Source organism: Ruegeria sp. CH10 (genome assembly GCF_056537125.1).
The window spans coordinates 399,008-425,529 of sequence record NZ_JBQFQY010000001.1 but is presented as its reverse complement, the minus strand read 5'-3'; the positions used below and the strand labels follow the sequence as shown (position 1 = coordinate 425,529).

At 59.6% G+C, this 26,522-nt stretch carries 26 protein-coding genes; 16 read left to right on the top strand and 10 right to left on the bottom strand.

The window, feature by feature from the left end; genetic code table 11:
- Positions 1–71: 71 nt before the first annotated feature.
- On the top strand, positions 72–1,070 hold the full coding sequence (locus tag ACRZ94_RS02090; RefSeq protein WP_480650669.1) for a glycosyltransferase family 2 protein: 999 nt from the start codon (positions 72–74) through the stop codon (positions 1,068–1,070).
- A gap of 31 nt (positions 1,071–1,101) precedes the next feature.
- Positions 1,102–2,085, top strand: coding sequence for a hypothetical protein (locus tag ACRZ94_RS02085; protein WP_480650671.1), 984 nt, complete (start codon positions 1,102–1,104; stop codon positions 2,083–2,085).
- Positions 2,086–2,088: 3 nt separating this feature from the next.
- On the opposite strand, the gene ACRZ94_RS02080 is transcribed toward ACRZ94_RS02085, so the two are convergent.
- A complete protein-coding gene (locus ACRZ94_RS02080) occupies positions 2,089–2,394 on the bottom strand; it encodes a DUF6476 family protein (protein ID WP_480650673.1) in 306 nt (101 codons plus the stop codon).
- Between ACRZ94_RS02080 and ACRZ94_RS02075 the strand changes: the two genes are divergently transcribed.
- On the top strand, positions 2,393–3,448 hold the full coding sequence (locus ACRZ94_RS02075; protein WP_480796559.1) for an RluA family pseudouridine synthase: 1,056 nt from the start codon (positions 2,393–2,395) through the stop codon (positions 3,446–3,448). The genes ACRZ94_RS02080 and ACRZ94_RS02075 overlap by 2 nt on opposite strands.
- A gap of 124 nt (positions 3,449–3,572) precedes the next feature.
- Entirely contained in the window at positions 3,573–4,469 is an 897-nt protein-coding gene (gene rpoH / locus ACRZ94_RS02070; protein WP_480650676.1) for an RNA polymerase sigma factor RpoH, read from the top strand.
- A 48-nt stretch (positions 4,470–4,517) separates the two neighbouring features.
- Here the strand turns inward: rpoH and ACRZ94_RS02065 are convergent, their stop codons facing one another.
- On the bottom strand, positions 4,518–5,699 hold the full coding sequence (locus ACRZ94_RS02065) for a dipeptidase (protein ID WP_480796558.1): 1,182 nt from the start codon (positions 5,697–5,699) through the stop codon (positions 4,518–4,520).
- Positions 5,700–5,850: 151 nt separating this feature from the next.
- Between ACRZ94_RS02065 and ACRZ94_RS02060 the strand changes: the two genes are divergently transcribed.
- From ACRZ94_RS02060 to ACRZ94_RS02050, 3 genes are all read left to right on the top strand, one after another.
- On the top strand, positions 5,851–6,828 hold the full coding sequence (locus ACRZ94_RS02060; RefSeq protein ID WP_480796557.1) for a Gfo/Idh/MocA family protein: 978 nt from the start codon (positions 5,851–5,853) through the stop codon (positions 6,826–6,828).
- 59 nt (positions 6,829–6,887) lie between these two features.
- The gene (locus tag ACRZ94_RS02055; RefSeq protein ID WP_480650682.1) at positions 6,888–7,157 is read left to right on the top strand and encodes a DksA/TraR family C4-type zinc finger protein; all 270 of its coding nucleotides are present in this window, start codon (positions 6,888–6,890) and stop codon (positions 7,155–7,157) included.
- A 174-nt stretch (positions 7,158–7,331) separates the two neighbouring features.
- Positions 7,332–8,381, top strand: a complete 1,050-nt coding sequence (locus ACRZ94_RS02050) for a cytochrome-c peroxidase (RefSeq protein WP_480650684.1) — start codon at positions 7,332–7,334, stop codon at positions 8,379–8,381.
- A gap of 81 nt (positions 8,382–8,462) precedes the next feature.
- Here the strand turns inward: ACRZ94_RS02050 and ACRZ94_RS02045 are convergent, their stop codons facing one another.
- The 3 genes from ACRZ94_RS02045 to ACRZ94_RS02035 all read right to left on the bottom strand — a co-directional run bounded on the left by ACRZ94_RS02045 (position 8,463) and on the right by ACRZ94_RS02035 (position 11,619).
- The gene (locus ACRZ94_RS02045) at positions 8,463–10,283 is read right to left on the bottom strand and encodes a M3 family oligoendopeptidase (protein WP_480650686.1); all 1,821 of its coding nucleotides are present in this window, start codon (positions 10,281–10,283) and stop codon (positions 8,463–8,465) included.
- Between the two features lie 101 nt (positions 10,284–10,384).
- On the bottom strand, positions 10,385–11,329 hold the full coding sequence (locus tag ACRZ94_RS02040; RefSeq protein ID WP_480650688.1) for an alpha/beta fold hydrolase: 945 nt from the start codon (positions 11,327–11,329) through the stop codon (positions 10,385–10,387).
- Positions 11,329–11,619, bottom strand: coding sequence for an SCP2 sterol-binding domain-containing protein (locus ACRZ94_RS02035; protein WP_480650690.1), 291 nt, complete (start codon positions 11,617–11,619; stop codon positions 11,329–11,331). The genes ACRZ94_RS02040 and ACRZ94_RS02035 overlap by 1 nt, the downstream gene beginning before the upstream one ends.
- Positions 11,620–11,649: 30 nt before the next feature.
- On the opposite strand from ACRZ94_RS02035, the gene ACRZ94_RS02030 reads away from it, so the two are divergent.
- From ACRZ94_RS02030 to ACRZ94_RS02005, 6 genes are all read left to right on the top strand, one after another.
- Positions 11,650–12,258 carry a tetratricopeptide repeat protein gene (locus ACRZ94_RS02030; protein ID WP_480796556.1) on the top strand — a complete coding sequence of 203 codons (609 nt, stop codon included), beginning with the start codon at positions 11,650–11,652 and terminating at the stop codon, positions 12,256–12,258.
- A gap of 16 nt (positions 12,259–12,274) precedes the next feature.
- Entirely contained in the window at positions 12,275–15,073 is a 2,799-nt protein-coding gene (locus ACRZ94_RS02025; protein WP_480796555.1) for a helicase-related protein, read from the top strand.
- Between the two features lie 6 nt (positions 15,074–15,079).
- Positions 15,080–15,448 (top strand): RNA-binding S4 domain-containing protein, encoded by a 369-nt coding sequence (locus tag ACRZ94_RS02020; RefSeq protein WP_480650696.1) that lies wholly within the window; start codon positions 15,080–15,082, stop codon positions 15,446–15,448.
- Positions 15,449–15,507: 59 nt separating this feature from the next.
- On the top strand, positions 15,508–15,846 hold the full coding sequence (gene fdxA, locus ACRZ94_RS02015; RefSeq protein ID WP_480650698.1) for a ferredoxin FdxA: 339 nt from the start codon (positions 15,508–15,510) through the stop codon (positions 15,844–15,846).
- A 286-nt stretch (positions 15,847–16,132) separates the two neighbouring features.
- Positions 16,133–16,642, top strand: a complete 510-nt coding sequence (locus tag ACRZ94_RS02010; RefSeq protein ID WP_170381457.1) for a CarD family transcriptional regulator — start codon at positions 16,133–16,135, stop codon at positions 16,640–16,642.
- Positions 16,643–16,754: 112 nt separating this feature from the next.
- Positions 16,755–17,525, top strand: a complete 771-nt coding sequence (locus tag ACRZ94_RS02005; RefSeq protein ID WP_480796554.1) for an ion channel — start codon at positions 16,755–16,757, stop codon at positions 17,523–17,525.
- Here the strand turns inward: ACRZ94_RS02005 and cobS are convergent.
- Positions 17,522–18,286, bottom strand: a complete 765-nt coding sequence (gene cobS / locus ACRZ94_RS02000; RefSeq protein WP_480650702.1) for an adenosylcobinamide-GDP ribazoletransferase — start codon at positions 18,284–18,286, stop codon at positions 17,522–17,524. The two genes, ACRZ94_RS02005 and cobS, sit on opposite strands and share 4 nt — an antisense overlap.
- A gap of 79 nt (positions 18,287–18,365) precedes the next feature.
- On the opposite strand from cobS, the gene cobT reads away from it, so the two are divergent.
- On the top strand, positions 18,366–19,379 hold the full coding sequence (gene cobT / locus ACRZ94_RS01995; RefSeq protein WP_480650703.1) for a nicotinate-nucleotide--dimethylbenzimidazole phosphoribosyltransferase: 1,014 nt from the start codon (positions 18,366–18,368) through the stop codon (positions 19,377–19,379).
- A 27-nt stretch (positions 19,380–19,406) separates the two neighbouring features.
- Here the strand turns inward: cobT and ACRZ94_RS01990 are convergent, their stop codons facing one another.
- Together ACRZ94_RS01990 and ACRZ94_RS01985 are read right to left on the bottom strand one after the other, a co-directional pair.
- Positions 19,407–21,287, bottom strand: a complete 1,881-nt coding sequence (locus tag ACRZ94_RS01990; protein ID WP_480796553.1) for a monovalent cation:proton antiporter-2 (CPA2) family protein — start codon at positions 21,285–21,287, stop codon at positions 19,407–19,409.
- Between the two features lie 19 nt (positions 21,288–21,306).
- Positions 21,307–21,762 (bottom strand): Lrp/AsnC family transcriptional regulator, encoded by a 456-nt coding sequence (locus ACRZ94_RS01985; protein WP_480650707.1) that lies wholly within the window; start codon positions 21,760–21,762, stop codon positions 21,307–21,309.
- 145 nt (positions 21,763–21,907) lie between these two features.
- Here ACRZ94_RS01985 and hppD point away from each other — a divergent pair, with 145 nt between their 5' ends.
- A complete protein-coding gene (gene hppD, locus ACRZ94_RS01980; protein ID WP_480650709.1) occupies positions 21,908–23,005 on the top strand; it encodes a 4-hydroxyphenylpyruvate dioxygenase in 1,098 nt (365 codons plus the stop codon).
- A 44-nt stretch (positions 23,006–23,049) separates the two neighbouring features.
- Here the strand turns inward: hppD and ACRZ94_RS01975 are convergent, their stop codons facing one another.
- Positions 23,050–24,948, bottom strand: a complete 1,899-nt coding sequence (locus tag ACRZ94_RS01975; protein WP_480796552.1) for a hypothetical protein — start codon at positions 24,946–24,948, stop codon at positions 23,050–23,052.
- Positions 24,949–25,112: 164 nt separating this feature from the next.
- Here ACRZ94_RS01975 and ACRZ94_RS01970 point away from each other — a divergent pair, with 164 nt between their 5' ends.
- Positions 25,113–25,808 (top strand): SIMPL domain-containing protein, encoded by a 696-nt coding sequence (locus tag ACRZ94_RS01970; RefSeq protein ID WP_480796551.1) that lies wholly within the window; start codon positions 25,113–25,115, stop codon positions 25,806–25,808.
- On the opposite strand, the gene ACRZ94_RS01965 is transcribed toward ACRZ94_RS01970, so the two are convergent.
- The gene (locus ACRZ94_RS01965; protein ID WP_480796550.1) at positions 25,764–26,522 is read right to left on the bottom strand and encodes a GNAT family N-acetyltransferase; all 759 of its coding nucleotides are present in this window, start codon (positions 26,520–26,522) and stop codon (positions 25,764–25,766) included. The two genes, ACRZ94_RS01970 and ACRZ94_RS01965, sit on opposite strands and share 45 nt — an antisense overlap.

Below are 26,522 nucleotides of genomic sequence, written 5' to 3'. Positions count from 1 at the left end.
TTAGCCGCGATATTCGAGCGTTATCCTCCGTTGGTTTGGGGGCAACAACAAGACGGACAGAGCAGTCAATCATGAGCGAACAAGACCCCCGATATATCAGCGTGACCCCGATGAAGAACGAAGGTCCTTTCGTTCTGGAATGGGTCGCCCATAATCGCGCCATCGGTGTCGATCAGATCGTGGTGATGACCAACGATTGCACAGACGGCACGGATGCCTTGCTGCAGCGGTTGGATGAGCAGGGGATCGTCACCCATGTCGACAACAACTCGCGCCGCCCCACGAGCCCGCAAAAACGTGCCTACAAGAAATTCCTCAAGATGGAGGTCGCGCGGCCTCAGGACTGGGTGGTTGTGATCGACGCGGATGAGCATATCAACATCAAGACGGGTGATCATACGCTGCGTGCGCTGACCGATGCCATCCCGGATGCAAAAACGATCTCGATGACATGGCGTTTGTTCGGAAACGCGGGCGTTGTTCGCTATGAGGACCGTTTTCTGTCAGACCAGTTCCGCCGTGCCGCCGAAGAGCAAAAATACCGCCCTCCGCAGGCCTGGGGTTTTAAGACCATGTTTCAGCAAGAGGTTTGGGGTGCGCTGGGCGTTCACCGCCCCAAACGCCCGACGGTTGAAACCATGGCAGAATGCCATTGGTACAATGGATCGGGGCAACTGATGCCCGAGCGGTATTTCAACGCCAGCTGGCGATCGGCGCGGGATTCCATCGGGTATGATCTGGTGCAGGTCAATCATTATGCGCTGAAGTCCTGTGAAAGCTATCTGGTCAAGAAAATGCGCGGGCGGGCCCACCATCTGGGGGAAAGCCTGGGCATGGACTATTGGAACATGATGAATCACAACGCCGAAGAGGACAGCTCGATCGACGTTGTGCTCGATCGCAAGCGTGAACACTATTACGACATGCTGTCCGATCCTGAAACGGCTCGTCTGCATCATGCGTGCTGCGACCTGCATAGACAAAAGATCAAGGACCTGCGCGAGCAGCCCGAGATGCAGACCCTGATGCAAGAAATGACAGCAGGTTTCGCGGCCAGCCATCAGGAATGAGCGCGACCCGATCTGATACAGGAGACCTCTGATGCTTTGGCTGCATATGGGCATGCCCAAGACCGGCACGACCGCGCTGCAGGCATATGTGCGCAAGAACAAGGACCCGCTTGCCAATAGCGGTCTGCGCTATCTTGAGGCCGGCCGGCGCAGGCTGGGGGGTAAGGGACGGTTGGCGATCAGCCACAACATCATCGCCTTTCACATCAACCAGACAGACGAGCCCATGGACACGCTGCGCGAGGCTGTGGCCCTGGAATATGACGCGCATAGGGACCAGAACTGTCTGATGTCATCCGAGATGTTTCTGTCGTGCGACCTGAACAGGCTGGCTGAGGTTTTTGCCGAGATTCCCGCGCGCGACTTGAGGATTCTGTTCTATTGCCGCCGGTATTCCGATTTCTTTGAGGCTGATTACAAACAGCGCGCCAAGAATGGGCGGCTAAAGGTCGGCGCTTCGGAATATGTCCGGGATCGGCTGTCCCGCATAGAAAGCGATCCCTCATCATTTTCTTTCACTGAGAAAACCCATCGCATTCGGCAGGCCTTTCCCGGCGTTCAAGTGATACCGATGCTGTATGATCGATCCTCAATGGTGAACGGACATGTGGTTGACGATTTCATGTCTCATATCGGGGTGTCTGTTCCGCAGGACGCTCAGGCGGACCGGCCCGCGAACACGTCGCAATCCCGTGCGGCCAGCGAAGCGTTTGGCATTGTCTCTCGCGCGATGGGTCGCAAGGAAAGCCGCAGGCTGCGCCGTATAGTCAGTGATGATCCGGTGATGATCCGACGCCGCGACGTTCTTGAAGCGGATGAGAGGGTCTGGCTGGATTCGCATATGGCAGTCCATGATGCCCCGTTCCAGCAGGAGTTCTTTCCTGATCGCCCCCAGCTTTTTACCCCTGTCGATCTGAGCGACGACGATCGCGCGTTCCGCCGCGACACAGCAGAGGAATACTTAGCCCTGCAGCGCGCCACCGAGATCGTTTTTCGAATGGCGCTGTCCGCCTAGATTTCAGGGTGCGATCTGGACTTCCTGACGCTGGCGGCCGGTGGTTTTATCAAAGATCAGCACACGGTTGTCATCCGTGACCACCGCATACCAGTTGCTTCCGATCGTCACTGCCTGTGCCTTGGCGCCATCGGGCAGCTGGATCTGATCGGGCAGGGTGGGGGTTCGGTCCGATAGCCGGATGACAATCAGTGCGAATGTCACTAGAACCCCGCCAATCATCACCGCGGTCAGCAACATGACCATGCGCCGCAGCAGTCGAAGCTGTGGCGTTTCCTGCGGTTCTTGGGGTTCGGAAGGGACAGTCATGGGCACCCGTCAGATTGAGTTTCAGATCGCGGCCGATCCGCCGCCACGCCTTGATAAGGCGCTTTCGCGGGATGTGCCAGCGGATGAGAACCTGTCGCGCACACGTCTGGCCCGGCTGATCGAAGAGGGCGCTGTGCAGATCAACGGCGCGGTGGCAAGCGATCCCAAGGCAAAGGTGGCCGAGGGCGTGTCTGTCACAATCACCGTGGCCGAGGCTGAGGACAGCCATATCGGCCCTGAAGACATCCCCTTGGAGGTGGTCTACGAGGATGCCGATCTGATCGTCATCAACAAACCGGCGGGTATGGTGGTGCACCCCGCGCCGGGCTCGCCGAACGGGACGCTGGTCAATGCGCTGCTGCATCATTGTGGCGCGGATCTGTCGGGGGTTGGTGGGGTAAAACGCCCCGGCATCGTGCACAGGATCGACAAGGAAACCAGCGGACTTCTGGTGGTGGCGAAATCGGATGCCGCGCATCACGGGCTGGCTGCCCAATTCGAAGCGCACACGGTCGAACGCTATTACCGCGCGATCTGCTATGGTGTTCCCGATGCGAATGACCCGCGCTTGCGTGGGGTGAAAGGCGTCAGCTTTGAACCGGGCAACATCATGCGCCTGACGACCCAACTGGCCCGGCACAAGACGGATCGGCAACGACAGGCAGTTTTGTTCCATGGCGGGCGCCACGCGGTCACGCGCGCGCGGTTGGTTGAGACGTTCGGCAACCCAGCCGGGCTGGCCCTGATCGAATGTTGGCTGGAGACCGGGCGCACCCACCAAATTCGCGTGCACATGGCCCATGCCGGGCACGGGCTGGTGGGCGATCCGGTCTATGGTGGCAAGCGCAAGCTGGCGGGCAAGGCCTTTGGCCCCGTCACTGCCGAGGCGGTTCGCGCCTTTCCAAGACAGGCGCTTCATGCAGCGGTTTTGGGGTTTGAGCACCCGGTGACAGGTGAAAACCTGCGTTTTGAGGCCGCTCTGCCAGAGGATATGCATAATCTGATTGATCAGCTGCGCGCGCCGCTGACACAATGCGCAAAGTTACGTGAATAAGATTTTCTTAGGTTTCCTTTATCTATCGTTAATTTCACACTGTTAACGGTACCTCTTGAACGGAATGGGTAGGCTCCCCATATCCATGTTAACGACTTAAACATTTGTCGGAGGGACAAGAAACATGGCAAATTACGCAAATCTCCCCGCGCCGACGCCGGAAGGCGGCCTGAACCGCTATATGCAGGAAATTCGCAAGTTTCCGCTGCTGGAACCGGAAGAAGAATACATGCTCGCCAAGCGTTGGGTGGAAGAGCAGGATACTGAGGCCGCGCATAAAATGGTCACGTCGCACCTGCGTCTGGCGGCCAAGATCGCTATGGGCTATCGCGGCTATGGCTTGCCGCAGGCCGAAGTGATTTCCGAGGCCAACGTGGGTCTGATGCAGGCCGTGAAACGGTTTGACCCGGAAAAGGGCTTCCGGCTGGCCACCTATGCGATGTGGTGGATTCGTGCCTCGATTCAGGAGTATATCCTGCGGTCCTGGTCGCTGGTGAAATTGGGCACGACCTCGGCGCAGAAAAAGCTGTTTTTTAACCTGCGTAAGGCCAAGGCCCGTATCGGCGCGCTGGAAGAGGGTGATCTGCGCCCTGAAAACGTTGCCAGAATCGCCAATGATCTTGGCGTGACCGAAGAGGAAGTCATCAGCATGAACCGCCGGATGTCCGGTGGTGATGCCTCGCTGAACGCGACCGTCGGGTCCGAGGGCGAAGGCACCATGCAATGGCAGGACTGGCTTGAGGATGAAGATGCCGATCAGGCGGGCGACTATGAGGCGCGCGATGAGCTGGACGCGCGGCGCGAATTGCTGGCGGCGGCCTTGGACGTTCTGAACGATCGCGAAAAGGATATCCTGACCCAGCGCCGTCTGATGGATCAGCCCGTCACGCTGGAAGAGCTGAGCACGCAATACAATGTCAGCCGCGAGCGTATTCGCCAGATCGAAGTGCGTGCGTTTGAAAAGCTGCAAAAGAAGATGCGCGAGCTTGCCCGCGAAAAAGGTATGCTGGGCACCGTCTGACGGGCCGCGCTTTGAACCGAAAAGCCCGCCAATCCGGCGGGTTTTTTTTTATTGCGCCAGTTGCTGTCTGAAAACGCGCACCATGTTTTCGCCCATCACCTTGCGCACCTGCGCCCCAGTCAGCCCCTCGGCCAGCAGGGCAGAGGTCAGCGCCGCAAGCTCTGACGTATCAAAGGCAGTCTCAACCGATCCATCATAGTCGGACCCCAGCGACACGTGATCTTCGCCCACCGTGGCTATGGCGGCCTTGATCATCTGCGCGATCCCGGCCGGAGAGGTGTTTCCGCATGTCACAGCCGCCCAGTACCCCATGCCGATCACGCCTCCGGTCGCGGCGATGTCTTGCATCAGATCATCGGGAAAGTTGCGTTTGACCGGGCAAAACCCGTGCAGACCGCCATGGCTGACGATCAGGGGCACGTCGGTCATTGCGATAACCTCGCGCGCGACCCGGGGGCTGGAATGGGCCAGATCGATGACAACGGGGCGCTGGTTCAGTTCGGTGACAACCTGACGGCCAAACTCGGTCAGGCCGGTATCGCCCAACCCGTGCAGAGAGCCACCCAACTCGTTGTCAAAGAAATGATGCAGCCCGTATACACGGTGGCCCGCATCGAACAGCGCATCCAAATTGGTCAGATCGCCCTCTAACGCATGGGCCCCTTCGATACCCAGAATCCCGCCGACCATGGGCTGGCCTGCGGCGCGGGCGGCTAAGACCGCCTCCAGATCGGACCGGGATTTGACGACCTTCAGCTGCCCGTCTGACGCGGCCTCGAACTGGTGCAGTTTTTCAGCCTGATAGAGCGCGCGCTCTTTCAAACTGTTCCAGGTGCGCAGGGGCCAAAGCTGCCCGATGGCCAGCAGGGTGATGTTGTCAAATGCCTCGGCCGAGTTTGCCTCATAATTCTGACCGGCAGGGGATTTTGTAACAGCAGTAAAGACTTGTAGTGCGACGTTGCCTTCGACAAGGCGCGGAATGTCGACCTGGCCCCGGGTGCCGCGTTCGGTCAGATCCCGGCTCCAGAGCAGCGGGTCCGCGTGCAGATCACCGACGATCAGGGTGTCGTGCAAGGCGGCGCCGCCCTCAGATACCTCGAACGGGTCATGTGCGATAACGTTGTTGCGCTGCGCTTCGATATAGGGTGGCAGAACGCCAAAGAACACAACCGCGCCCACAACCAACGCCAAGGCCAACAGGCCGCCGATCCACTTCAAAACCCGTTTCATTCCCGCTCTCTCGCAAAGTGTTGAAGGCAGGCTAGAGGGATTTCAGGGGGATAAAAGCCTGACTTAACGTCGGATGGCTGTTAGAAGGTCATCAACAGAATCGTTAGCGTTAACGGGGCAGGGCAATACCCTGCCGAAGTGGGAGGATCACATGCAGAAACCGGTTCAATGGGGCGTTCTGGGCGCCGCTAACTTCGCGCGCGGTATCATGGCCCCGGCGATCCATGCAGCCCACGGGGCCCGGTTTGCCGGGCTGGCGACATCGAACCCAGCCAAGGCCGAGCCCTTTCAAGCATTTTGCCCGGATTTGACTGTGTATGACAGCTATGACGCGCTGTTGGCAGATCCCCAGATTGAGGCGGTCTATATCCCGCTGCCCAACCATCTTCATGTGGAATGGAGTCACAAGGCGCTGGATGCCGGTAAACATGTGCTGTGCGAAAAGCCCATGACCATGACTGCCTCGGAATTCGACGGGTTGATCGCAAAACGGAATGAAACCGGTCTGTTGGCTGCCGAAGCTTACATGATCGTCCACCATCCACAGTGGCAGTTGGCACAGAAATTGGTGGCCGACGGGGCGATTGGCAAGCTGCTGCATGTGACCGGGGCGTTCAGCTATGACAACCGCACTGATACCGGCAATATCCGCAACCGGGCCGAGACGGGCGGCGGAGCGCTGCGCGACATTGGTGTCTATGTGATTGGCGGTGCGCGCTTTGTCTCGGGTCAGGAACCCGAGCAGGTTGAGGCTTCAATCCGCTGGGAAAACGGTGTCGACGCCTTTACCGAAATCCGCGCGCAGTTTCCGGGCTTTACCTACACCACCTATGTCTCGACCCGCATGCATCCGCATCAGGAAATGGTATTTCACGGCGAAGGCGGAGTAATCCGCCTGACGGCCCCGTTCAATGCCCGCGTATTTGGCGAGGCGCGGGTCGAGCTGCACCGCCCGGGGCTAGAGCTGCAGGTGACGCGCTTTCCCGGCGATGATCAGTACAAACTGCAGGTTGAGGCGTTTGGCCGTACAATCCGCGAGGGGGCGCACTACCCATGCCCGCTGGAATTCTCGCGCGGGACACAAGAGATGATCGACCGGGTGTTCGACATCGCCAAACCGCTGCCCTGACTTGTCAGGCCCCAACCGGGCGCGCTAGTCTGACCGGCACCTGATCAGGAGGACAGCCCATGGCAGGCGGTTGGGCGCGCGATGGCGCGGTGAGCGAACAGATCGAAGCATCGATTTCCGATGAACTGGCCCGCATGCAGGCGCAAAAGCGCCCTGTGGGGGACAGCCTGACCCATTGCGCCGAGTGCGAAGAACCCATCCCTGAAAAGCGACGCCTGGCCCTGCCGGGGGTCAAGCTATGTCTGGACTGCCAGCAAGAGCGCGATGGCACGTTCAAGGCGCGCAATGGCATCAACCGGCGGGGATCGAAGGACAGTCAATTGAAGTAGTATTGATCTGTCTGGAATCCGGGCAACAGACAGGATCAGGTCATCAGCGAACGGTCACACACATCACAATTATGATATTTGTAATGATTCTAATTTAGAATTGATCTAAATCAGAAAATCCAATTCTTTTCTCCCCTACAGAAAGGGTGCGCGCGAGCGTCGTAGGAGAAAAAAATGCTCAAACCACTGACACTAGCAAGTGCCTTCCTTGTTTCTGTAGCGCAGATAGCGGTTGCACAGGACTTGCGAACGGATGCCCTTGATATATTCAAACCGCTTCCGTCAACCGTACCAGCGGTCAACGACAACCCAATTACTGAAGCCAAAATCGAACTGGGCAAAGCGCTGTTTTTCGATCCGCGGATGTCGGCGTCGGGGGTCTTTTCCTGCAACTCCTGCCACAACCTTGCGACCGGAGGGGATGACAACCTTGAAACCTCGATTGGTCATGGCTGGCAACGGGGGCCGCGGAATGCGCCAACGGTGCTGAATTCGGTTTTCAATGAGGCTCAGTTCTGGGACGGGCGCGCGGCCGACTTGGCCGAGCAGGCAAAGGGGCCGGTTCAGGCGGGCGTCGAAATGGCCAATACCCCAGAGAACGTTTTGGCGACGCTGAATTCTATGCCGCAATATGTCGATTGGTTCGGCTCTGCTTTTGAGGGAGAGGCAGAGCCCGTGACCTTCGACAATTTCGCCAAGGCGATTGAGGCGTATGAGGCCACGCTGATTACCCCGGCACCGTTTGACGCCTGGTTGAACGGGGACGAAAAAGCGATGACCGAACAGCAACTGGCAGGCTTGCAAAAATTCATGGATATTGGCTGCGCGGCCTGCCATTCCGGGGTTAACCTTGGAGGCACCGGGTACTACCCATTTGGTTTGATTGAAAAACCGGGCGCGGATGTCTTGCCCGAGGGGGACAAAGGACGGTTCGCCGTGACCGAAACCGTGGATGACGAATATGTATTCCGGGCCGCCCCTTTGCGAAACATTGCGGTGACCGCGCCTTATTTCCATTCCGGCAAGGTCTGGGATTTGCCCGTGGCCGTTCAGATTATGGCCGAGTCGCAGCTGGGCGAAGAGTTGGATGACCAGAGCGTCGCCGAACTCGTCGCGTTTCTGGAAAGCCTGACCGGCGCGATGCCCGAAGTTACCTATCCGGTGTTACCTGCTGAAACCCGCACAACGCCCCGCCCTTCGAGTGAGGTTGTCTCAGAAGGTTAACTAACAGGAACAATAAAATGAAAACGGGCTGGAGGTTCCAGCCCGTTTTCCTTCCTATTCATGGTAAAGACGGGAAAGCCGTCAATCTTCCATCGCTTCCAACTCGTCGATGAAGCCCGAGATCATCGACAGGCCCTTGTCCCAGAATTTCGGGTCGCTGGCGTCCAGCCCGAACGGCGCCAGCAGGTCTTTGTGGTGCTTCGACCCACCTGCGCGCAGCATCTCGAAATACTTGTCCTCGAACCCTTCAGCACCGGCCTCGTAGACCGAATAGAGCGCGTTTACTAATCCATCGCCAAACGCATAAGCATAGACGTAGAAGGGCGAGTGGACGAAGTGCGGGATGTAAGACCAGAAGGTCTCATACCCGTCCATGAATTCAAATGCGGGGCCAAGGCTTTCGGCCTGAACGCTCATCCACAGGGCGTTGATGTCGTCGGGCGTCAGCTCACCTTCGCGGCGGGCGGCGTGCAGCTTGCATTCAAAGTCATAGAACGCGATCTGGCGGACCACCGTGTTGATCATGTCCTCGACCTTGCCGGCCAGCAGAACCTTGCGTTGTTCCTGCGTTTCCGCCTGATCCAGCATTTTGCGGAAGGTCAGCATCTCACCGAAGACCGACGCCGTTTCGGCCAGGGTCAGCGGGGTCGAGGACAGCATTTCACCCTGATCGGCGGCCAGCACCTGATGGACGCCGTGGCCCAGCTCATGCGCCAGGGTCATCACGTCACGCGGTTTGCCCAGATAGTTGAGCATCACGTAGGGGTGCACGTCGGTGACGGTCGGGTGGGCAAAGGCTCCGGGCGCTTTGCCGGGTTTCACCGCCGCATCGATCCAGCCTTTTGTGAAGAACGGGGTCGCGATCTCACCCATGCGGGGATCGAAGGCGTTGTAGGCGTCCATCACGGTCTTTTCGGCCTCGTCCCAGCCGACGACCCGCGTGTCCTCCATGGGCAGCGGTGCGTTGCGGTCCCAGACCTGCATCACGTCCAGACCCAGCCACTTGCGTTTCAGTTCGTAATAGCGGTGGCTCAGCTTGGGGTAGGCGGCGACCACCGCGTCGCGCAAGGCCTCGACCACTTCGGGCTCAACGTCGTTTGACAGGTGACGTCCGGTTTGCGGCGTAGGCACGTTGCGCCAACGGTCGACGATTTCCTTTTCCTTGGCCTGTGTATTGTGAACACGGGCAAAGGTTTTGATGTTGTCCTGAAAGACGCGGGCCATCTCGCGCGAGGCGGCCTCGCGCACGGAACGGTCCTGTTCCGTCAGCAGGTTGGCGGTGGCCTCAAAGTTCAGCTCTTCACCGTTCACGGTAAAGGTCAGCCCGGCGATGGTTTCATCGAACAGCCGTTCCCAGGCATCGCCGACCACGCCCAGATCATGCAGGAACTTCTCAAGCTCATCGGACAGTTGATAGGGCTTCATCGCACGGATACGACGGAACACCGGGGCATAGCGGGCCAGATCGGCATCCGCATCAAAACGCGCTTTTAGGGCGTCGTCGTCCAGACGGTTTATTTCAAGCGTGAAGAACACCAGCGGCGTGGTGAAGATGGTGATTTTTTCCTGCATGTCCGACAGGAACTTGGCGCGTTCTGCATCGGTGGTCAGCTGGTAATAGCGCAGCCCGGCAAAGGACATGATGCGGCCCGCGATGGCATTGATCTTTTCGTTGCGCTGCACGCAGGTCAGCAGGCCCGCCGCATCCAGATCGGCCAGTTTACCTTCGTAATCTGCGGCGAAGGCGGCGCATTCGCCCTCAAGCCACTCAAGATCGCGCGCCAGCTCGGGCGCGTCTTCCGAGGTATAAAGGTCGGTCAGGTCCCATTCCGGCAGGTTGCCAAGGTTGTCGGCCCCGCCAATTGCATTTGCGTCACGGACGGGAAAGGGAAGGTTGCGCATGGATCACCTCGGAATATCTGCTTTGGCAAACATCTAGGCGCGGGTGGACCGGATCACAAGCCGCCTTTGCGCAGGTGCAGGGTGGCGGCAGGAAATGCCGCCTATTGCGCTGCCAGAAAATGGGCTTCTAGCTGATCATAGACGGGGCCGCGCACGTTGGGGGGCTCCATCAGAACTTCGTGTTCGCCGTCGGGAATTTCGACCAGCGTGCCACTGGGCCAGTTGGCCATGCGGGACCGGATCGCTTTGCGGTCGACGATTTGTTCGTGGCTGCCCAGGAAGGTCAGGGCGGGGGTCGCCGGTGCGGTCTGATCCATCAGCCAGGCGCATTCATCCAGCGCCTCGCGCAGCCAGATCGTCGACGGCGCGCCAAGGGCAAGCTCGGGGTGGGCGGCCAGTTGATCTTTCATCATCTGATACATAGCCGGATCACGGGTCAGTACGTTGCCCTCAAAAGGCTGAGATACAACATAGCTTTCCAGTGACGTGGTCGGAGGGGTCTTTTCCCCCAACCCGATCCGCGGCCCCCAATAGGCCGTCAACCGGCTGAGCGGCTTCATGATCGGCGTAAAGAAGATGCCCCACATCGGCCCGGAAAAGGCGCAGGCGGCAAAGCAATCCCGTTCCAGCACCGCGCGCAGCCCGATGGCGCCGCCCATTGAATGGCCAATCACGAACCATGGCTTGGGCAGGTTCAGCTGTTCCGCCAGATCAAGCGTCGCCTGCACATCGTGCTGATAATCGGTGAACTGTTCCACATGCCCGACGCGCGGGTCGTCCAGCAGGCGGTCGGCCAGCCCCTGACCCCGCCAGTCAACCGCGGCAAAGGCGAAACGGCGGCGCAGAAACTCTTGCGCTGCATCGCCGTATTTCTCGATATATTCCGTGCGCCCCGGGAACATCAGCACTGTTCCGTTTTGGGCGTCTTCGGGATGCCAAAGGCCGACACGTATGCGGACATCATCCGCTGTGGTCAGCCAAAAAGCCTTCCCGCCGGCTGGTACGCCGACCGCATCTTCGAACAAGGGGGCCGGCGACACGTCCATCAGGCCAGCGCCGACGCCAGTTGCATGGCGACGCCCATATCGCCGTCCACGGTCAGTTTGCCGGACATGAAGGCACCTGTCGGGTTCAGCTCACCGCTGAGGATCTGCTCGAACGTATCGGCATCCGCGCTCATGGTGACGTCGGCATCATCATCGCTGACACGCGCGCCGCTGCCATCCAGCACAATCGCGCCCAAACCTTCGATGGCAAACTTGGCAGATGCGCCAAAGCCGCTGTCGGCCAGTTTCTCGTTCAGCGCCGCTGCGGCTTTTTCCAAAGTGTCGCTCATGTCTTTCCTCATTTTGTTAGTGCGCCGTGAATGGACATCCCCGGTCGCAACGCTACACTGAACATTGTTATGGGCATTGCAATAAACAATCTCAAAGGTACCGTTGCGGCATTTTTTGTCACGGTCATGTTTTCCACCAGTTCCGCCGCGCAACAGGCGGACCTGCGGGATGAGGCCGCGCTGCTGCAGCAACTGGCGCAATCAACACCGGAACAGGCGACTGGTCTGGATCGGCAACTGAAAGCGCTGTGGTCGCAATCCGGGTCGGCCTCTGCCGATCTGCTGCTGGAACGCGGGCGTGAGGCGCTTGAGGGTGGCGATACCAAGGCCGCCATCGATCACCTGACCGCGCTGACCGATCATGCTCCGGGTTTTGCCGAAGGCTGGCACCTGCGCGCCTCGGCGTTCTTTGGGATTGATCGCTTTGGTATGGCAGCAGCGGATCTTGAGCACGCGCTGACGCTGAACCCCAATCATTACGAGGCGATCTATGGTCTTGGCCTGATCCTTGAGATCACGGAACAACATGACAAGGCGCTTGAAGCGTATGAGCGCGCATTGGCTATACATCCTCATCATGAAGAAGTAACCAATGCGGTGAATCGACTGAAGCCTCAGGTCGAGGGCTCGGCCCTCTAAGGGGCAGGGGGCAAGAGTGAGCGGGTCATCCCGAATCGTGGCCGTACTTGGCCCGACCAACACAGGCAAAACCCATTACGCGATCGAGCGGATGCTGGGGCACCGGACCGGTGTGATCGGTCTGCCGCTGCGTCTGCTTGCGCGTGAGGTTTACGACAAGATCGTCGCTATTCGTGGCCCGTCCGTCGTGGCACTGGTCACGGGTGAGGAACGGATCGTGCCGCCGCGCACCCAGTATTGGGTCTGCACGGTCGAGGCGATGCCCGAGGGGATGGGCGCGGATTTCGTTGCCATCGACGAAATCCAACTGTGTACCGATCCCGAACGCGGCCATGTCTTCACCGACCGCCTGTTGCGGTCGCGCGGCACAAGCGAGACGCTGTTTCTGGGCTCGGACACCATGCGCGGTCCCATTGCGGCGCTGGTGCCCGAGGCGCAGTTCGTCCGGCGTGAGCGGATGTCGCAACTGGTCTATGCGGGATCGAAAAAGATCAGTCGAATGCCCCCGCGCAGTGCCATCGTCGGGTTTTCGGTCGATAACGTCTACGCCATCGCGGAACTGCTGCGCCGTCAAAAGGGCGGGGCGGCGGTGGTCATGGGCGCGCTCAGCCCGCGCACGCGGAATGCTCAGGTGGACCTCTATCAGAATGGTGAGGTGGATTATCTGGTCGCCACCGATGCCATCGGCATGGGGTTGAATCTCGACGTGAATCACGTGGCGTTTTCCTCGCTGACCAAATTCGATGGTCGACGGATGCGCCCTTTGGCCCCCAACGAACTGGCCCAGATCGCCGGCCGCGCTGGGCGTGGCATGTCGGACGGTACGTTCGGTGTCACCGGTGAGGCGCCGCCGCTGGATGATGGCGTGGCGCAGGCCATCATGGACAGCCGCTTTACGCCGATGAAAAAGCTGAACTGGCGGAATGCTGCCCTGCGGTTCGGCTCGATCGAGGCGCTGATCACATCGCTTGAGGTCAGCCCCAATGACGAGCACCTGATCAAGGCGCGCCCCGCCGACGACCTGAACGCGCTGAAGTCTCTGTCACAAGTGACCGAGGTGATGGCCCGCGCCAGCGACCCGCAATCGGTTCGTCTGCTGTGGGATGTGTGCCGAATCCCTGATTTTCGGGGTATCAGCCATGCCGAACATGCCAGCCTGCTTGAGGTGATCTACGGTCATTTGCACGAACGCCAGTCCATCCCGGATGACTTCATGGCGCGGCAAATCCGCCGGATTGACCGCACGGATGGGGATATTGATGCACTCTCCAAAAGGTTGGCATATATTCGCACCTGGACATATGTTGCGCAGCGAAATGGCTGGGTGCGTGACGAATCACATTGGCGCGCGGAAACGCGCATTGTAGAAGACAGGCTGTCGGACGCTCTGCACGACCGTCTGACCCAACGATTTGTGGACCGGCGCACATCTGTGTTGCTGCGCCGGCTCAAACAGAAGGAGGCCCTTTTGGCCGAAGTAAATGACAAGGGTGAAGTGACCGTCGAAGGCGAATTCGTCGGTCGTCTGGAAGGGTTCCGGTTTATCCCGGACAAAGCTGCGCAGGGGACTGAGGCGAAAGCTCTGAAATCGGCCTCACTGCAAGCCCTCGCGCCGCAATTCCATCTGCGTGCCGACCGCTTCTACAACGCGCCCGATACCGAAATTGATTTCACCGAACAGGGCGGCCTGATGTGGGGCGAATATGCCGTCGGCAAACTTGTTGCCGGGGCTGAACCGCTCAAACCGATGGTCGAGGTTTTCGTGGACGAGGCCGCCGGGCCGGATGTCGAACAGAAAGTGCAGCGCCGGTTGCAGCATTTCATCGACCGCAAGGTCGCCGCGCTGTTTGAGCCGCTGTTGAACCTGTCGCGCGACGAAGAACTGAGCGGCCTGGCCAAGGGATTTGCCTTTCGCACGGTCGAGGCGCTGGGCGTGTTGCCTCGCGCTGGTGTCGCACAAGAGGTCAAGGATCTGGATCAGGACGCCCGCGGCGCGCTGCGCAAGCACGGTATCCGGTTCGGCCAGTTTACCATCTTCATGCCGCTGCTGCTGAAACCCGCACCGACGCGCCTGCGTCTGGTTCTGTGGGCTCTGGCAAACGGCCTGCAGGAATTCCCCGAGGCACCGCCTCCGGGCCTGGTTACCGTACCGGTCGCCAAAGACGCGCCGCAGGGCTATGATACCATGTGCGGCTACCGCGATGCGGGCGAACGTTCGATCCGGATCGACATGTTGGAACGTCTGGCCGACATGCTGCGCGCCGAAGACAGCCGTGGCGGGTTCGAGGCCAAGCCTGACATGCTGTCCATCACCGGCATGACGCTGGAACAGTTTGCCGATCTGATGCAGGGTCTGGGCTACAACGCCGAACGTGGTGAGCGTGAAAAGGTCAAGGCCGCGCCGGCCGAGGCCACTGAAGCGCCCGAGCAAGCGGTGAGCGAAGTAACTCCCGCGCCCGAAGCCACACCGTCAGAGGATGCCACACCCGCCGAGGCGTCAGCCGAGGCCACCGAAAGCACCGAGGCGGCAGCCGAGGCTCCGACAGCGGAAGAGCCCGAGGTTGAGGTGTTCTATACATTCACCTGGGGGCGTCAGCGCCAGCAGAACCGTGGCCCGCGCCGGGAACAGCGGCAGGGGCAGGGCAAGGGTAAACCGCGTGGCAAACCTCAGGATGGACGCAAGCCGCAAGGCAAGAAGGGTGGCAAGCCGCAGGGCGCAAAGTCCTTCTCATCACGTCCGCCCAAGAAAGAAAAAGCCATCGATCCCGACAACCCCTTCGCTGCGGCGCTGATGGGTTTGAAGGACGGTAACTGATCCTCGATGGCCGAGGCCAAGCTGCGGATCGACAAATGGTTGTGGCAGGCGCGGTTCTTCAAGACCCGTAGCCTGGCCGTCAAACAGGTCGGCGGCGGCCACGTCCGCCTGAACGGAAACCGGGTGCTTAAACCGGCGCAGACCGTCGGCCCCGGTGATGTTCTGACCTTTCCACAGGGACGCATCGTGCGTGTGGTTCGGGTCGAAAAACTGGGGGAACGCCGCGGGCCAGCCCCCGAGGCGCAAACACTTTATTCGGATTTGACGGAAAAAAGGGACGCCCCTCCGAAAAATCCGGGTTTTGAAGGAAAAGGTCGTCCGACCAAGAAGGATCGGCGCGCGCTTGATCTTTCTCGCACCCAAAGCGACGACTGACCTTGAAGCCGGACCCTGACTGAATTAGCTAAACGCCAAACCTGAATGGGAATCTGAATATGACCTACGTCGTCACGGACAACTGCATTGGCTGCAAATACACCGACTGCGTCGAAGTATGCCCGGTAGATTGTTTCTATGAGGGCGAAAACACGTTGGTCATTCACCCGGATGAATGCATCGATTGCGGCGTCTGCGAACCGGAATGCCCAGCCGACGCCATCCGCCCTGATACTGAGCCGGGCATGGACGAGTGGGTTGAGTTCAACCGGAAATACTCGGAAATGTGGCCAGTGATCGTGACCAAGAAAGATCCTTTGCCCGAGGCCGAAGAACGCGACGGCGAAGAGGGTAAGTTGGAGAAGTATTTCTCAGAAGCCCCCGGCGAGGGCGGCTAAGCGATTCGCACTCTGAACCCTTTGGTTCACCTGTATGGGGCTCTTGTATCGACCTGAAAAACAAAGGCTTTTGCGTCCTTTAAAGAGGTCGATCTTTCAGGTGTCGCAATTTTGTGATATACTCTCTAACTGAATGATGAATGAGATGGGGATGTGCTCCGTAAGTATGATTGCTTTGGAGTTCTGATTTTTTGACAAGCCAGCCACCTGACGGTGCCGATTGAGGCTCCGGCTTGGGTGTTTTTGTTGTCCCGAATCTCGCTGTCGTAACCAAGGATGAACCTGTATGTCTAAGTCGAAAAAGCTTGAGTTCCGCCCGAATGACTATGTGGTCTACCCGGCGCATGGCGTGGGTCAGATCATCTCGATCGAAGAGCAGGAAGTCGCGGGATATTCACTTGAGCTGTTCGTTATCTCGTTTGAAAAAGACAAGATGACCCTTCGGGTGCCGACCAACAAGGTGACCGAATCCGGCCTGCGCTCGCTCAGTTCGCCTGATGTGATCAGCCAGGCGATGAAGACCTTAAAGGGCAAAGCCAAGGTCAAACGCGCCATGTGGTCCCGCCGGGCGCAGGAATACGAACAAAAGATCAACTCGGGTGATCTGATCTCGATCGCCGAAGTGGTTCGCGACCTGCATCGCACCGACGATCAGCGCGAGCAGAGCTATTCCGAGCGTCAGCTGTATGAGGCCGCTCTGGAACGCTTGACCCGCGAAGTGGCCGCCGTGTCCGGCGCGGGCGAGGTTTCGGCCGCAAAGCAGGTGGATGAGGTTCTGACCTCGCGCGCCGCCTGATTTCTGACAACAGCATTTTCTGGGCCGCTCCTGCAGGGGGCGGCCTTTTTCGTTTGTGGTCTTGGTGCGCGCGGCGTTTGCGGCTAATTTCCTTGCAGTCAGAGGCGGATAGATGGTCAGGATAAAGCAAACTGTTAAGTTTCTGTACGTCGCCCATGAACCGGTTTCGGTCTGGTTCCGCTATGGTCTGATCCTGTTTGATGCGGCGTCGATCGTGTTTTTTGTGGCCGCAGCCAACGTCCCGCACGGACCTGGGTTGACGCTTGCCAGCCTGTGCGTGGGCTTTGTCATCCTGCTCGATTTCCTTGCCCGTCTGTGGATCGCGAAAGATCGGGGTAAGCTGCTGCGTCAGATCTACACGCTGGCCGATATTGTAGTGATCGTCTCATTGCTGCTGGAGCCGTTTTTGCCGGGAAACCTGGCGTTCGTGCGGATATTACGAGCTTTGCGATTGATCCATTCCTATCACCTTCTGCGTGATCTCCGGCGTGACAGTCAGTTTTTCCGCACCCACGAAGACGCTGTTATCGCGGCGATCAACCTGATGGTTTTTGTGTTTGCAACGTCGACAGCGGTTCTGGTGTTCTTCATTCCCGACAATAGCCAGACCGCCTATATCGACGCGCTCTACTTTACTATGGCGACGCTGACCACGACCGGGTTTGGGGACATCACCCTGACAACACCGGGCGGCAAGCTGTTTTCGGTGTTTATCATGGTCGTCGGGGTGGCCTTGTTCGTGCGCTTGGCTCAGGCGATCTTTATGCCACAGAAAGTCCGCCACAAATGCCCAAGCTGCGGTCTTTATCGGCACGACCCCGATGCGGTGCATTGCAAACACTGCGGCGAGACCCTGCGGATCGAAACCGGCGGCACGACCTAAAGCGCCGCCGCTATGGCTGCGAGAAAGACCAATTCGGCCACTTGCTGCGATGCGCCCAGGATATCACCTGTCTGACCGCCGATTTTCACCTTGGCCACGGCGGCTAGTGCAGCGACAGACAAAGCAGCGACCAGCACCGACAGGATGGCTTTGGCCCCCAGCAAGAGAAGGGCGCAGACAAGGGCCAGCGTCAAACCTGTGATCACCGACGCGCCCGGGGGGCCTCCGACCGAGTGGCTCAGGCCGCTTTTGCGTGCGTTGGGCAGTGCGGTCATCAGAACCGGCATAAAGGCGCGGGATGTGATGCAAGCGGCAAGGATTGCGGCGAAGGCCCCGGCAGACAAAAGGGCGGCGATCAGGGCCACCCGCAGCAATTGGCTGAAGATCAGAGCAAGAACGCCATAAGCCCCGATGTGGCTGTCCTTCATGATCTCAAGCCGACGCTCGCGCGTGAACCCGCCCCAAAGACCGTCGGCCGTATCGGCCAGCCCGTCCTCGTGCATCGCACCAGTGGTGACGACCAGCGTGACGGTGACACACACGGCGGCCGCCATTGGGGGCAGGCCGACGGCCATGGCGATCCAGCCCACTGCACAGGCCAGCGCGCCTACCACCAGCCCGACAATGGGAAAGGCCCAGGCCGCATCGGCCTGCCGGGCAAAGGACTGCTGGGGCAGGCGTGGCAACGGCAGACGCGTCAGCAGGACCAAAGCCAGCGGAATATCCCGTGCGGAAATCAGTTTGGTGTCGTTTTTATGCACTCCCGCGCCTTTCGGGGTCTTGTTGGATCGGTCGCTTCGGTTAAACACACAGGACCACTCTGATGCAACGAGGCTTTGGATGCTGCCCGAACTTAATGATCTGAAAACACTCCGTGATGCTCTGACACAGGCACCGGGACCGGATGAGGCCGCGCTGACCGGGGCGGCTGACCGCAATGGACAATTGACCAAACCTCCGGGCGCATTGGGGCGGCTTGAGGATCTGGCGATCTGGTATGCAGGCTGGCGTGGGGATGCCCGCCCGCAGATCGCGGCGCCGCAGGTGATCGTGTTCGCAGGCAACCACGGTGTCACCGCGCAGGGCGTTTCGGCCTTTCCGCCCGAAGTGACCGTGCAGATGGTGATGAATTTCGAACATGGCGGCGCGGCCATCAACCAGTTGGCCAGGGCCGCCGGTGCCACGATGGATGTGCACGCGCTGGATTTGGACCGCCCCACCGCCGATTTCACCGCAGGCCCGGCCATGTCCGAGGACGAACTGTTGCAGGCCCTGCGCACCGGGTGGCAGGCCGTCGACCCCAACGCTGACCTGTTGGTTGTGGGTGAGATGGGGATCGGAAACACCACCCCCGCAGCGGCCATCGTCTGCGCCCTGTTCGGAGGTGAGGCCGCCGACTGGACCGGGCGTGGCACCGGGGTGGATGACGCCGGGCTTGCCAATAAAACCCGCGTTGTGGCCGAAGGTGTGGCCCTGCACGCAGGGGCAGGTGACGGGTTGGATGTACTGCGGTGCCTTGGCGGGCGCGAGATCGCGGCCATGGCAGGTGCTATCGCCGCCGCGCGGGTTCTGCGCATTCCGGTCATTCTGGATGGCTTTATCTGTTCAGCCGCTGCGGCCTGTCTGGCGAATGTGTCGGACGGGGCGCTGGATCACGCTGTTGCCGGGCACCAAAGCGCCGAGGGCGCGCATGGCGCGGTGTTGCAGAAACTGGGCAAAGAGCCGCTGTTGTCGCTTGGCCTGCGTCTGGGCGAAGGGTCAGGCGGGGCGCTGGCCATCAACATCCTGAAAAGCGCGGTGGCCTGCCATTCCGGCATGGCCACCTTTGCCGAGGCGGGCGTCTCGGACGGGTAAACCCAAGGGCCTGATCCAAATGTCGGATCAGGCCGATTTCTTGGCGTGTTTCTCGGCCAGTTCCAACAGCTCGGTCTCAAGCTCTTTTTCGAACTGCTGCGCGCGTTCGATGTATTTCTTGTTCTCTGCGGTGGGCATGCCCGGTATCCACAGCTCGGCCAGCTCGCGAATAGAGGCCCGGTCGTGTTGATAAAAGGTCTGCTCGGCCTGTGCGGCCTCATACTCGCTGAGGCCGATGTTTTCGAGCACATAGCGCCCAGCCCGCAGCGAGCTGTCGAACATCTCACGCACGATGTCATTGGCCCCGGCCTGATACAACTCGTACACATGGGTTCGGTCATGGGCGCGGGCGATGATGTGCAGATCGGGGCGCTGCCGCCGGGCAAAGCTGACCAGACGAGTGACCTGTTTGCGGTCGTCCATAGCGGCAACCAGAACTGACGCTTTTTCAAGTCCCGCGGCCCGCAGCAATTCAGGCCGGGTCGGGTCCCCCAGAAAGCCTTTCACGCCAAAGCGTCGCATCAGTTGGATCGTTTCGATGTTGTGGTCCAGAACAATGGTCTTGAAACCGCTGGCGCGCACCAGACGGTTCACGATCTGACCAAAGCGGCCGATACCGGCGATGATCACCGGGCCCTGCTCATCAATCTCATCGGGTTCGTGCTGGGTGCCGCTGTCTCCAATCCGGCGGGACAGGACGTCATAGATGATGAACAGCAGCGGCGTGATCAGCATCGTCAGCGCGATGATCATCAGCAGCTTTTGCGACAGGTCCGGCGGGATGACGTTTTGCTGCGTGGAAAACGCCAGCAGGACAAAGCCAAACTCACCTGCCTGTGCCAGACCCAGCGTGAACAGCCAGTGATCGCGGCCTCGCAGTTTAAACGCCCGCCCGACCAGAAACAGGATGATCCCTTTGGTCAGAATGACCAGCAGGGCCAGCCCGATCAGTTCCAGCGGATCGTTAAAGAAATAGGCTACGTCGATACCGGCGCCGACAGTGATAAAGAACAGGCCCAGAAACAGCCCCTTGAAGGGTTCAAGGTCGCTTTCCATCTCATGCCGGAATTCCGAGCTGGCCAGAACAACCCCCGCCAGAAAGGCCCCTAAAGCGGGTGACAGGCCGACAAGCGTCATCAGGAAAGAAATCCCCACGACGATCATCAGCGCCAGCGCCGTATACATCTCGCGCAGGCGGGTGGCGTGGATAAAGCGGAATAGGGGGCGGGTGAGGTAGACGCCCGCCAGGATCACAAAGGCAATCGCACCAAGGGTGACCAGCGTAACCGCCCAGCCCGGCAGCCCCTCGACCAGCGACAGGCTGTGATGGGCAGCACCGTGCAGATCATGGCTGCCCCGATCAATCGACCCATCGCTGGACAGATGCGGAACCACGGGTAGCGCCAGCAACGGCAAGAGCGCCAGAATGGGGATCACCGCGATATCCTGCGTCAGCAGAACGGAAAAGGTCGCGCGCCCGCCATTCGTTTGCATCAGGCCCTTTTCCGACAGCGTCTGCAAGACGATCGCTGTCGAGGACAGCGACAGCGTCAGCCCAACCGCCAGCGCCACCGACCATGGGTGGTTGGCGTAGATGGCCACACAGGCAATGGCCGCCGTGGACAGGCCCACCTGCAACCCGCCCAGCCCAAGCAGCCTGTCCCGCATGTCCCACAAGGCGCGGGGCTCAAGCTCGAGCCCGATCAGGAATAGCATCATGACGACGCCGAACTCGGCCACGTGCTGCAGGCTTTCAGTTTCTGCACCAACCAGTCCCAGCACAGGCCCAATGACAATGCCGGCGGCCAGATACCCCAGCACGGACCCCAGACCCAATCGCGCCGATAAAGGCACGGCGATCACGGCAGCAGCCAGATAGATCGAAGCCTGGTAGAGGAAATCGTCCATTTTTGTCCTTTCGGTCGCGTCAGGTGGGCAAAGGGGCGTCGCGCTTAAGCTGGTCCATCACGATCTGGCTTTGGACCCGCGCAACGGCAGGATGCGGCAGTATCACTTGATGAAGCAAGCTGTTGAGCGCTGATAGATCATCACAAAAAACATGCAGCAGATAATCTGCCTCTCCGGTCATCGTCCAGGCGCTTGTGATCTCGGGTCGCGCATCGACAAGGCGGGCAAAGCTTTGGGACTGATCGGGTCCGTGGGTGCCCAGATGCACCTGAACGAATCCCTGCACATGCAGTCCCAGCTTTAGCGGATCCAGCCGCGCGGCATAGCCGGTAATATAGCCTTCGGCCTCAAGCCGCTGCCGCCGCCGACCGGCCTGACTGGGCGACAGGTTCAGCATCTCACCCAGTTGATGCGCCGTCAGATGTGCATCCTTTTGCAAGGCGGACAGCAGGCGCGTGTCGGTGGCATCCAGCATGTGCGGCATTTCTCCGGAAAATGGCGGTGTCGTGCGTGATTTGCGCGTGCGATCCTAGTTTACACGAAAACAATGCGCAGAAACAGCGCCATTTAAGGCGTATTTTGGAATCAGCAAAGAAATTCCTGTTTTGAGGAGACGCGCCATGGGTCCTTTCCCGCATACCGCCCCGAAATCCGTCATCAGCAAAGAGAATCCCGCCGGTACAGACGGGTTCGAATTTGTGGAATTCGCGCATCCTGAACCGCAAGAGCTGCGCGATCTGTTCGCCAAGATGGGTTTCGAATGTGTGGGCCACCGTGCGGACAAACCCACAATCGAACTGTGGCAGCAGGGCGATGTCACCTACATCCTGAATTCCGACCCCGACAGCTTTGCCGCGCGCTTCGTCGAGGACCACGGGCCCTGCGCCCCTGCGATGGGCTGGCGTGTCGCGGATGCGCAGAAAGCGTTTGACCACGCTGTGGCAAAAGGGGCCGAGCCCTATGAGGCGGCGGACAAGACGATGAATGTGCCTGCGATCAAGGGGATTGGCGGGTCGTTGATCTATTTCATCGACCAGTACCATGACACCTCGCCCTATAATCAGGAATTCACCTGGACCACGCAATCCAAGCCGCGCGGTGACGGTTTCTATTACCTCGACCACCTGACGCATAACGTCTATCGCGGAAATATGGACAAATGGTTCAAGTTCTACGAGGACCTGTTCAACTTCCGCGAAATCCGTTTCTTCGACATTCAGGGCAAGTTTACAGGGCTTTACAGCCGTGCCCTGACGTCGCCCTGCGGTCGCATCCGTATTCCGATCAACGAAGACCGGGGCGAGACCGGCCAGATCGTGTCCTACCTGAACAAGTATAATGGTGAGGGCATTCAGCACATCGCCGTAGGCAGCGAAGACATCTATGCCTCAACCGATGCGATTGCTGAAAAGGGGCTCAAGTTCATGCCGGGCCCGAACAAGGCTTATTACGAGATGTCCCGCGACCGTGTGGCCGATCATGATGAGCCTTTGGACCGTATGATGAAGCACGGCATCCTGATCGATGGCGAGGGCGTTCTGGACGGCGGCGAAACGCGCATTCTGCTACAGATCTTCTCAAAAACTGTGATCGGACCGATCTTTTTCGAATTCATTCAACGCAAAGGCGATGATGGATTTGGCGAGGGCAACTTTCAGGCCCTTTTCGAATCCATCGAGCGTGAACAGATCGAAAGCGGTGAAATTTCAGCGGCTTGATCTTCTAAGCTCATTCGGTCAGGGCGGGCAGTCTGCCCTGATCATCAACCGCGTGGCATTTTCAGCGTCAGGTTCCGGCCCTTTTTCTGATATCGCAATTCGCTGTCACTGATGGCGATGACTTTGCCGCCATCCAGCCGGTCGCCCACTTTCAGCTTTTTGTAGCGGCCACTGGGCAACCGCACCAACGCCCTGCGGTCCGCCGGTGCGCCATAGACACCAATCAGGTTCAGTTTGCGCAGGTTCAGTGCGTTGTCGATCGTGGCCTGCCGCGCGACCGAGGCCGACGACGGGATTTTCGGCGCAACGGCCTTGGGCTGGAACGATCCGGTTTCAACCTGTTCAATGGCTGCAGTCGAGCCCAGATTGGCCGCGCGTGCAGTGGATGAGGGCGCAATCCCCGCCGGTCGCGGTTTAGGGCGCGGAACGCGCACAACGGCTAAAGCGGTCGGCGTTTCATCAATCTGCGGTTGCTGTTGCAGCGAGGCTGGGCGCAGTTTGGGCCGCAGCACCGCAAGTTCCTGACGTGTGCGACCGCCAAGCTGGAGGCGTTCGAACTGTTCAATCAGATTGTCCGGGCGCACTCTGGCGCGCCGTTCGGCCAGCCTGTCTGTGGGCTCTTCCAGCGTCGGTTCCTCTTCGAACCGTACGGGTGGTTCCGGTGGAACCTTCGAGGGGCGACCCAGATAGACAACCACACCATCGGGATTCAGCGTACCCTCGGTGCTGGGGGTCACAAGGCCGCGCTCATCCAATTCAAACCGGGTGCCTGACGTGCCGGGCAGGGCCACCTGTTCCAAGGGCGCATCTGTAGCAAAGCTTTCGATCGGGGGCAGGGCGATCGCATCTGTCGACAGATTGGAATTGTCGACCGAGGCCAGATAGAGGTCATCCTGCTCAGGTTGGTCGGGGGGCACCAGAGGCTCAGGCGTTGTGATTGTGATCCCCGCTTGCGGCGGAGTGTCCTGCGGATCGGGCGCGCGCGTGATCTCTTCCACCGGTGTCGGGGCGACGTTCAGCGCCTCAAGAATTGCGGCATCTGTTGGCGATAAGGCCGGATTGTCCTCGGTGGTCCCGTCTTCTGCAGGCTCGACCTTCTCGGGCTGCTTGGCTTCGGGCTCTATAGCGGCGATGTCCGTCGGCTCTTCCGGTTCTGCGGGAACGATGTCCGCTGGCACCTCCGGCTCTGATATCTCAGGCTCGGCGAGGTCGACCAACGCTTCGGGTTCGATCCCCACGTCGGATTTCACGGCCTCTACGACTGTTCCGTCGTCGCCGCCAGAGGGATTCAGAGCCCATGCGCCCAGCACCAATGCGACAGCAACACAAGCCGCAATGGGGATTGTGAGTTGCCCGCCGCGCTTTGCAGGGTTTTGGGGCGCGCTCGCAGGGGCAGGGGGCGCTCGGAACACATCGGGGGCCGCTGTGTCGGCTATGGCATGAACACTTGACGGAGGCTCTTTCGGCGCGTCCTCTGCCTTCGCGTTTTCATCTAGCTCTGCGGCAAAGCGGGGTTCAGCGGGGAATTGATCCGTATTAGTCTGAGCGGTGACCAGAACTGGTATGAACCCGTGGCTGATTGCAAAGGTTCGGGCCTCGTCCAACGTCTCTTTGGCGATGGCGGCGACATAGGTGGTCGGTCCGTCCGTTGCCGTGTCAAAAATCAGGTCCTGCAGGGAATAGGGCGTTTCATCCGCCAGCGCCTGCTGCGCCGACTCGGCGTCGGTTTCGGTCGTCAGGTACCGCACCTGCTCTGTCGGAATCACCAGCTTGCAGCTCAGGTTGTTTTCCAGCGCAAAGGCCCGGTCACGCAGGGCAAAAAGCTGATCGTTCAGGTCCGGCGCATCCAGCGCAACCTCACCAATACAGAACCAGTCATCATCCGACTGGTGATGCACAGTTATTCCGGTCGCAGAGAAAGACAGCGCAAAGGCGGGTTTCATATTCCCGAGGAACCATATTTGTCAGCATCAATGCAAACGACGTGTCGTCCGCAGACCGACATTAAAGCAGGTTCCCGCCGAGGGAAAGAAAAAGCCGGGGGTTCCTCTTGCCGTAACACCCCTTTGATCACCATGTTGGCAGTGAAAAGACCGGAGGGAAGACCTTGAAGAAAATCGCTTTTCTGGCCGCACTGCTGGCCGTGACAGCCGTTGGTATGGCCGATGCGGAAGAACGTCGCATCACGGTGGATGCCGTCGGAACCGTTCAGGCCGCGCCTGACATGGCGACCATCACACTGGGCGTGACAAACGAAAATGCCGAAGCGTCGAACGCGATGCAGGCAACTTCTGATGCGGTCGCGCAGATCCTCAAACGCCTTGAGGATATGGGCGTCGAATCCCGGGATGTGCAAACCCGGGACGTGTCCCTGTCGCCGGTTTGGACCGGACGCAACGGGAACAATGGCCAACGCCCCGAGATTTCGGGATTTGTCGCATCGAACAACGTGCAGGTGCATGTGCGTGACCTGACCAAGCTGGGATCGATCATGGATGCGGTCATTCAGGACGGCGCCAACGATTTCGGTGGTTTGCGGTTTGGCGTACAGGATCAGGCCCCGCTGCGGGCGCAGGCGCGGGCCAAAGCTGTGGCCGAGGCAACGGCCAAGGCCGACCAACTGGCGCAGGCCGCCAACGTGACCTTGGGCCCGGTTCAGACGATCAGCGAACAGACGGGCGGTGGTTTTCCGGTGCCACAGATGCGGGCTGCGGCCTTTGATGAAGCGGGCGGTGTGCCGGTTGCGGGGGGCGAGATCTCAGTCTCGGTCAACGTGACGATGGAATTCGGGATTTCCGACTGATCCAGTCCCATCAGCACGGGCTTGCAGCACTTGGCGCTGCTGGCCCGACGCGTCGAAATTCTCCGGTGACAGCCAGCTTTCGAATGCGGCCTTGATATGCGGCCAATCGGTATCGAGGATCGCATACCACGCGGTATCCCGGTTGCGGCCCTTGTAATGGGTTGCCTGACGGAAGATGCCTTCGAACGTGAAGCCCAACCGCTCAGCCGCACGACAGGACGCGGCATTCAGCGCATCGCATTTCCATTCATAGCGGCGATAGCCCAGCTCCTCGAACACGCGGCGCATCATCAGATACATCGCTTCGGTCGATTTGGGGCTGCGCTGCAAGAGGGGTGAGAAGTGGATGTGGCCCACCTCGATCACACCCGCCGCAGGTTGCAGCCGCAGGAATGAGGCCATGCCAATCGGGGTATCGTCGCTGTCCAGAACGGTGTGGAACATGGGATCGGCATCCATGCAGGTCGCGCGGACCCAATCGTCAAACCCCTGTTCCGAGTTGAACGGCCCATAGGGCAGGTAGGTCCAATTGAGACCGTCCGTGTCATTGGCAAACGCCCGGAACAATCCGGGCGTATGTCTGTTCACATCCAGCGGCACGACCGAGCAATACTGGCCTTCCATCGGCGTGTAGGGCGGTGTCGGGCGCGGAAAGTCGCCCTTGACCGGCTTGCCGATGGGTTGGCCCAGATCGTTGGTGTCGTGCCCGGCCAT

Bases quoted from the DNA above. Each gene is read 5' to 3' on its own strand.
- ACRZ94_RS02035 (WP_480650690.1), bottom strand. From the start codon at position 11,619: ATGAGCGACACTTTGGAAAAAGCCGCAGCGGCGCTGAACGAGAAACTG.
- ACRZ94_RS02020 (WP_480650696.1), top strand. From the start codon at position 15,080: ATGGCCGAGGCCAAGCTGCGGATCGACAAATGGTTGTGGCAGGCGCGG.
- cobT (WP_480650703.1), top strand. From the start codon at position 18,366: ATGCTGCCCGAACTTAATGATCTGAAAACACTCCGTGATGCTCTGACA.
- ACRZ94_RS02085 (WP_480650671.1), top strand. From the start codon at position 1,102: ATGCTTTGGCTGCATATGGGCATGCCCAAGACCGGCACGACCGCGCTG.
- ACRZ94_RS02055 (WP_480650682.1), top strand. From the start codon at position 6,888: ATGGCAGGCGGTTGGGCGCGCGATGGCGCGGTGAGCGAACAGATCGAA.
- hppD (WP_480650709.1), top strand. From the start codon at position 21,908: ATGGGTCCTTTCCCGCATACCGCCCCGAAATCCGTCATCAGCAAAGAG.
- ACRZ94_RS02075 (WP_480796559.1), top strand. From the start codon at position 2,393: ATGGGCACCCGTCAGATTGAGTTTCAGATCGCGGCCGATCCGCCGCCA.
- ACRZ94_RS02030 (WP_480796556.1), top strand. From the start codon at position 11,650: ATGGACATCCCCGGTCGCAACGCTACACTGAACATTGTTATGGGCATT.
- fdxA (WP_480650698.1), top strand. From the start codon at position 15,508: ATGACCTACGTCGTCACGGACAACTGCATTGGCTGCAAATACACCGAC.
- rpoH (WP_480650676.1), top strand. From the start codon at position 3,573: ATGGCAAATTACGCAAATCTCCCCGCGCCGACGCCGGAAGGCGGCCTG.
- ACRZ94_RS02005 (WP_480796554.1), top strand. From the start codon at position 16,755: ATGGTCAGGATAAAGCAAACTGTTAAGTTTCTGTACGTCGCCCATGAA.
- ACRZ94_RS01975 (WP_480796552.1), bottom strand. From the start codon at position 24,948: ATGAAACCCGCCTTTGCGCTGTCTTTCTCTGCGACCGGAATAACTGTG.
- ACRZ94_RS02050 (WP_480650684.1), top strand. From the start codon at position 7,332: ATGCTCAAACCACTGACACTAGCAAGTGCCTTCCTTGTTTCTGTAGCG.
- ACRZ94_RS02010 (WP_170381457.1), top strand. From the start codon at position 16,133: ATGTCTAAGTCGAAAAAGCTTGAGTTCCGCCCGAATGACTATGTGGTC.
- ACRZ94_RS02080 (WP_480650673.1), bottom strand. From the start codon at position 2,394: ATGACTGTCCCTTCCGAACCCCAAGAACCGCAGGAAACGCCACAGCTT.
- ACRZ94_RS02045 (WP_480650686.1), bottom strand. From the start codon at position 10,283: ATGCGCAACCTTCCCTTTCCCGTCCGTGACGCAAATGCAATTGGCGGG.
- ACRZ94_RS02040 (WP_480650688.1), bottom strand. From the start codon at position 11,329: ATGGACGTGTCGCCGGCCCCCTTGTTCGAAGATGCGGTCGGCGTACCA.
- ACRZ94_RS01985 (WP_480650707.1), bottom strand. From the start codon at position 21,762: ATGCTGGATGCCACCGACACGCGCCTGCTGTCCGCCTTGCAAAAGGAT.
- ACRZ94_RS02065 (WP_480796558.1), bottom strand. From the start codon at position 5,699: ATGAAACGGGTTTTGAAGTGGATCGGCGGCCTGTTGGCCTTGGCGTTG.
- ACRZ94_RS02090 (WP_480650669.1), top strand. From the start codon at position 72: ATGAGCGAACAAGACCCCCGATATATCAGCGTGACCCCGATGAAGAAC.
- ACRZ94_RS02060 (WP_480796557.1), top strand. From the start codon at position 5,851: ATGCAGAAACCGGTTCAATGGGGCGTTCTGGGCGCCGCTAACTTCGCG.
- ACRZ94_RS01990 (WP_480796553.1), bottom strand. From the start codon at position 21,287: ATGGACGATTTCCTCTACCAGGCTTCGATCTATCTGGCTGCTGCCGTG.
- ACRZ94_RS01965 (WP_480796550.1), bottom strand. From the start codon at position 26,522: ATGGCCGGGCACGACACCAACGATCTGGGCCAACCCATCGGCAAGCCG.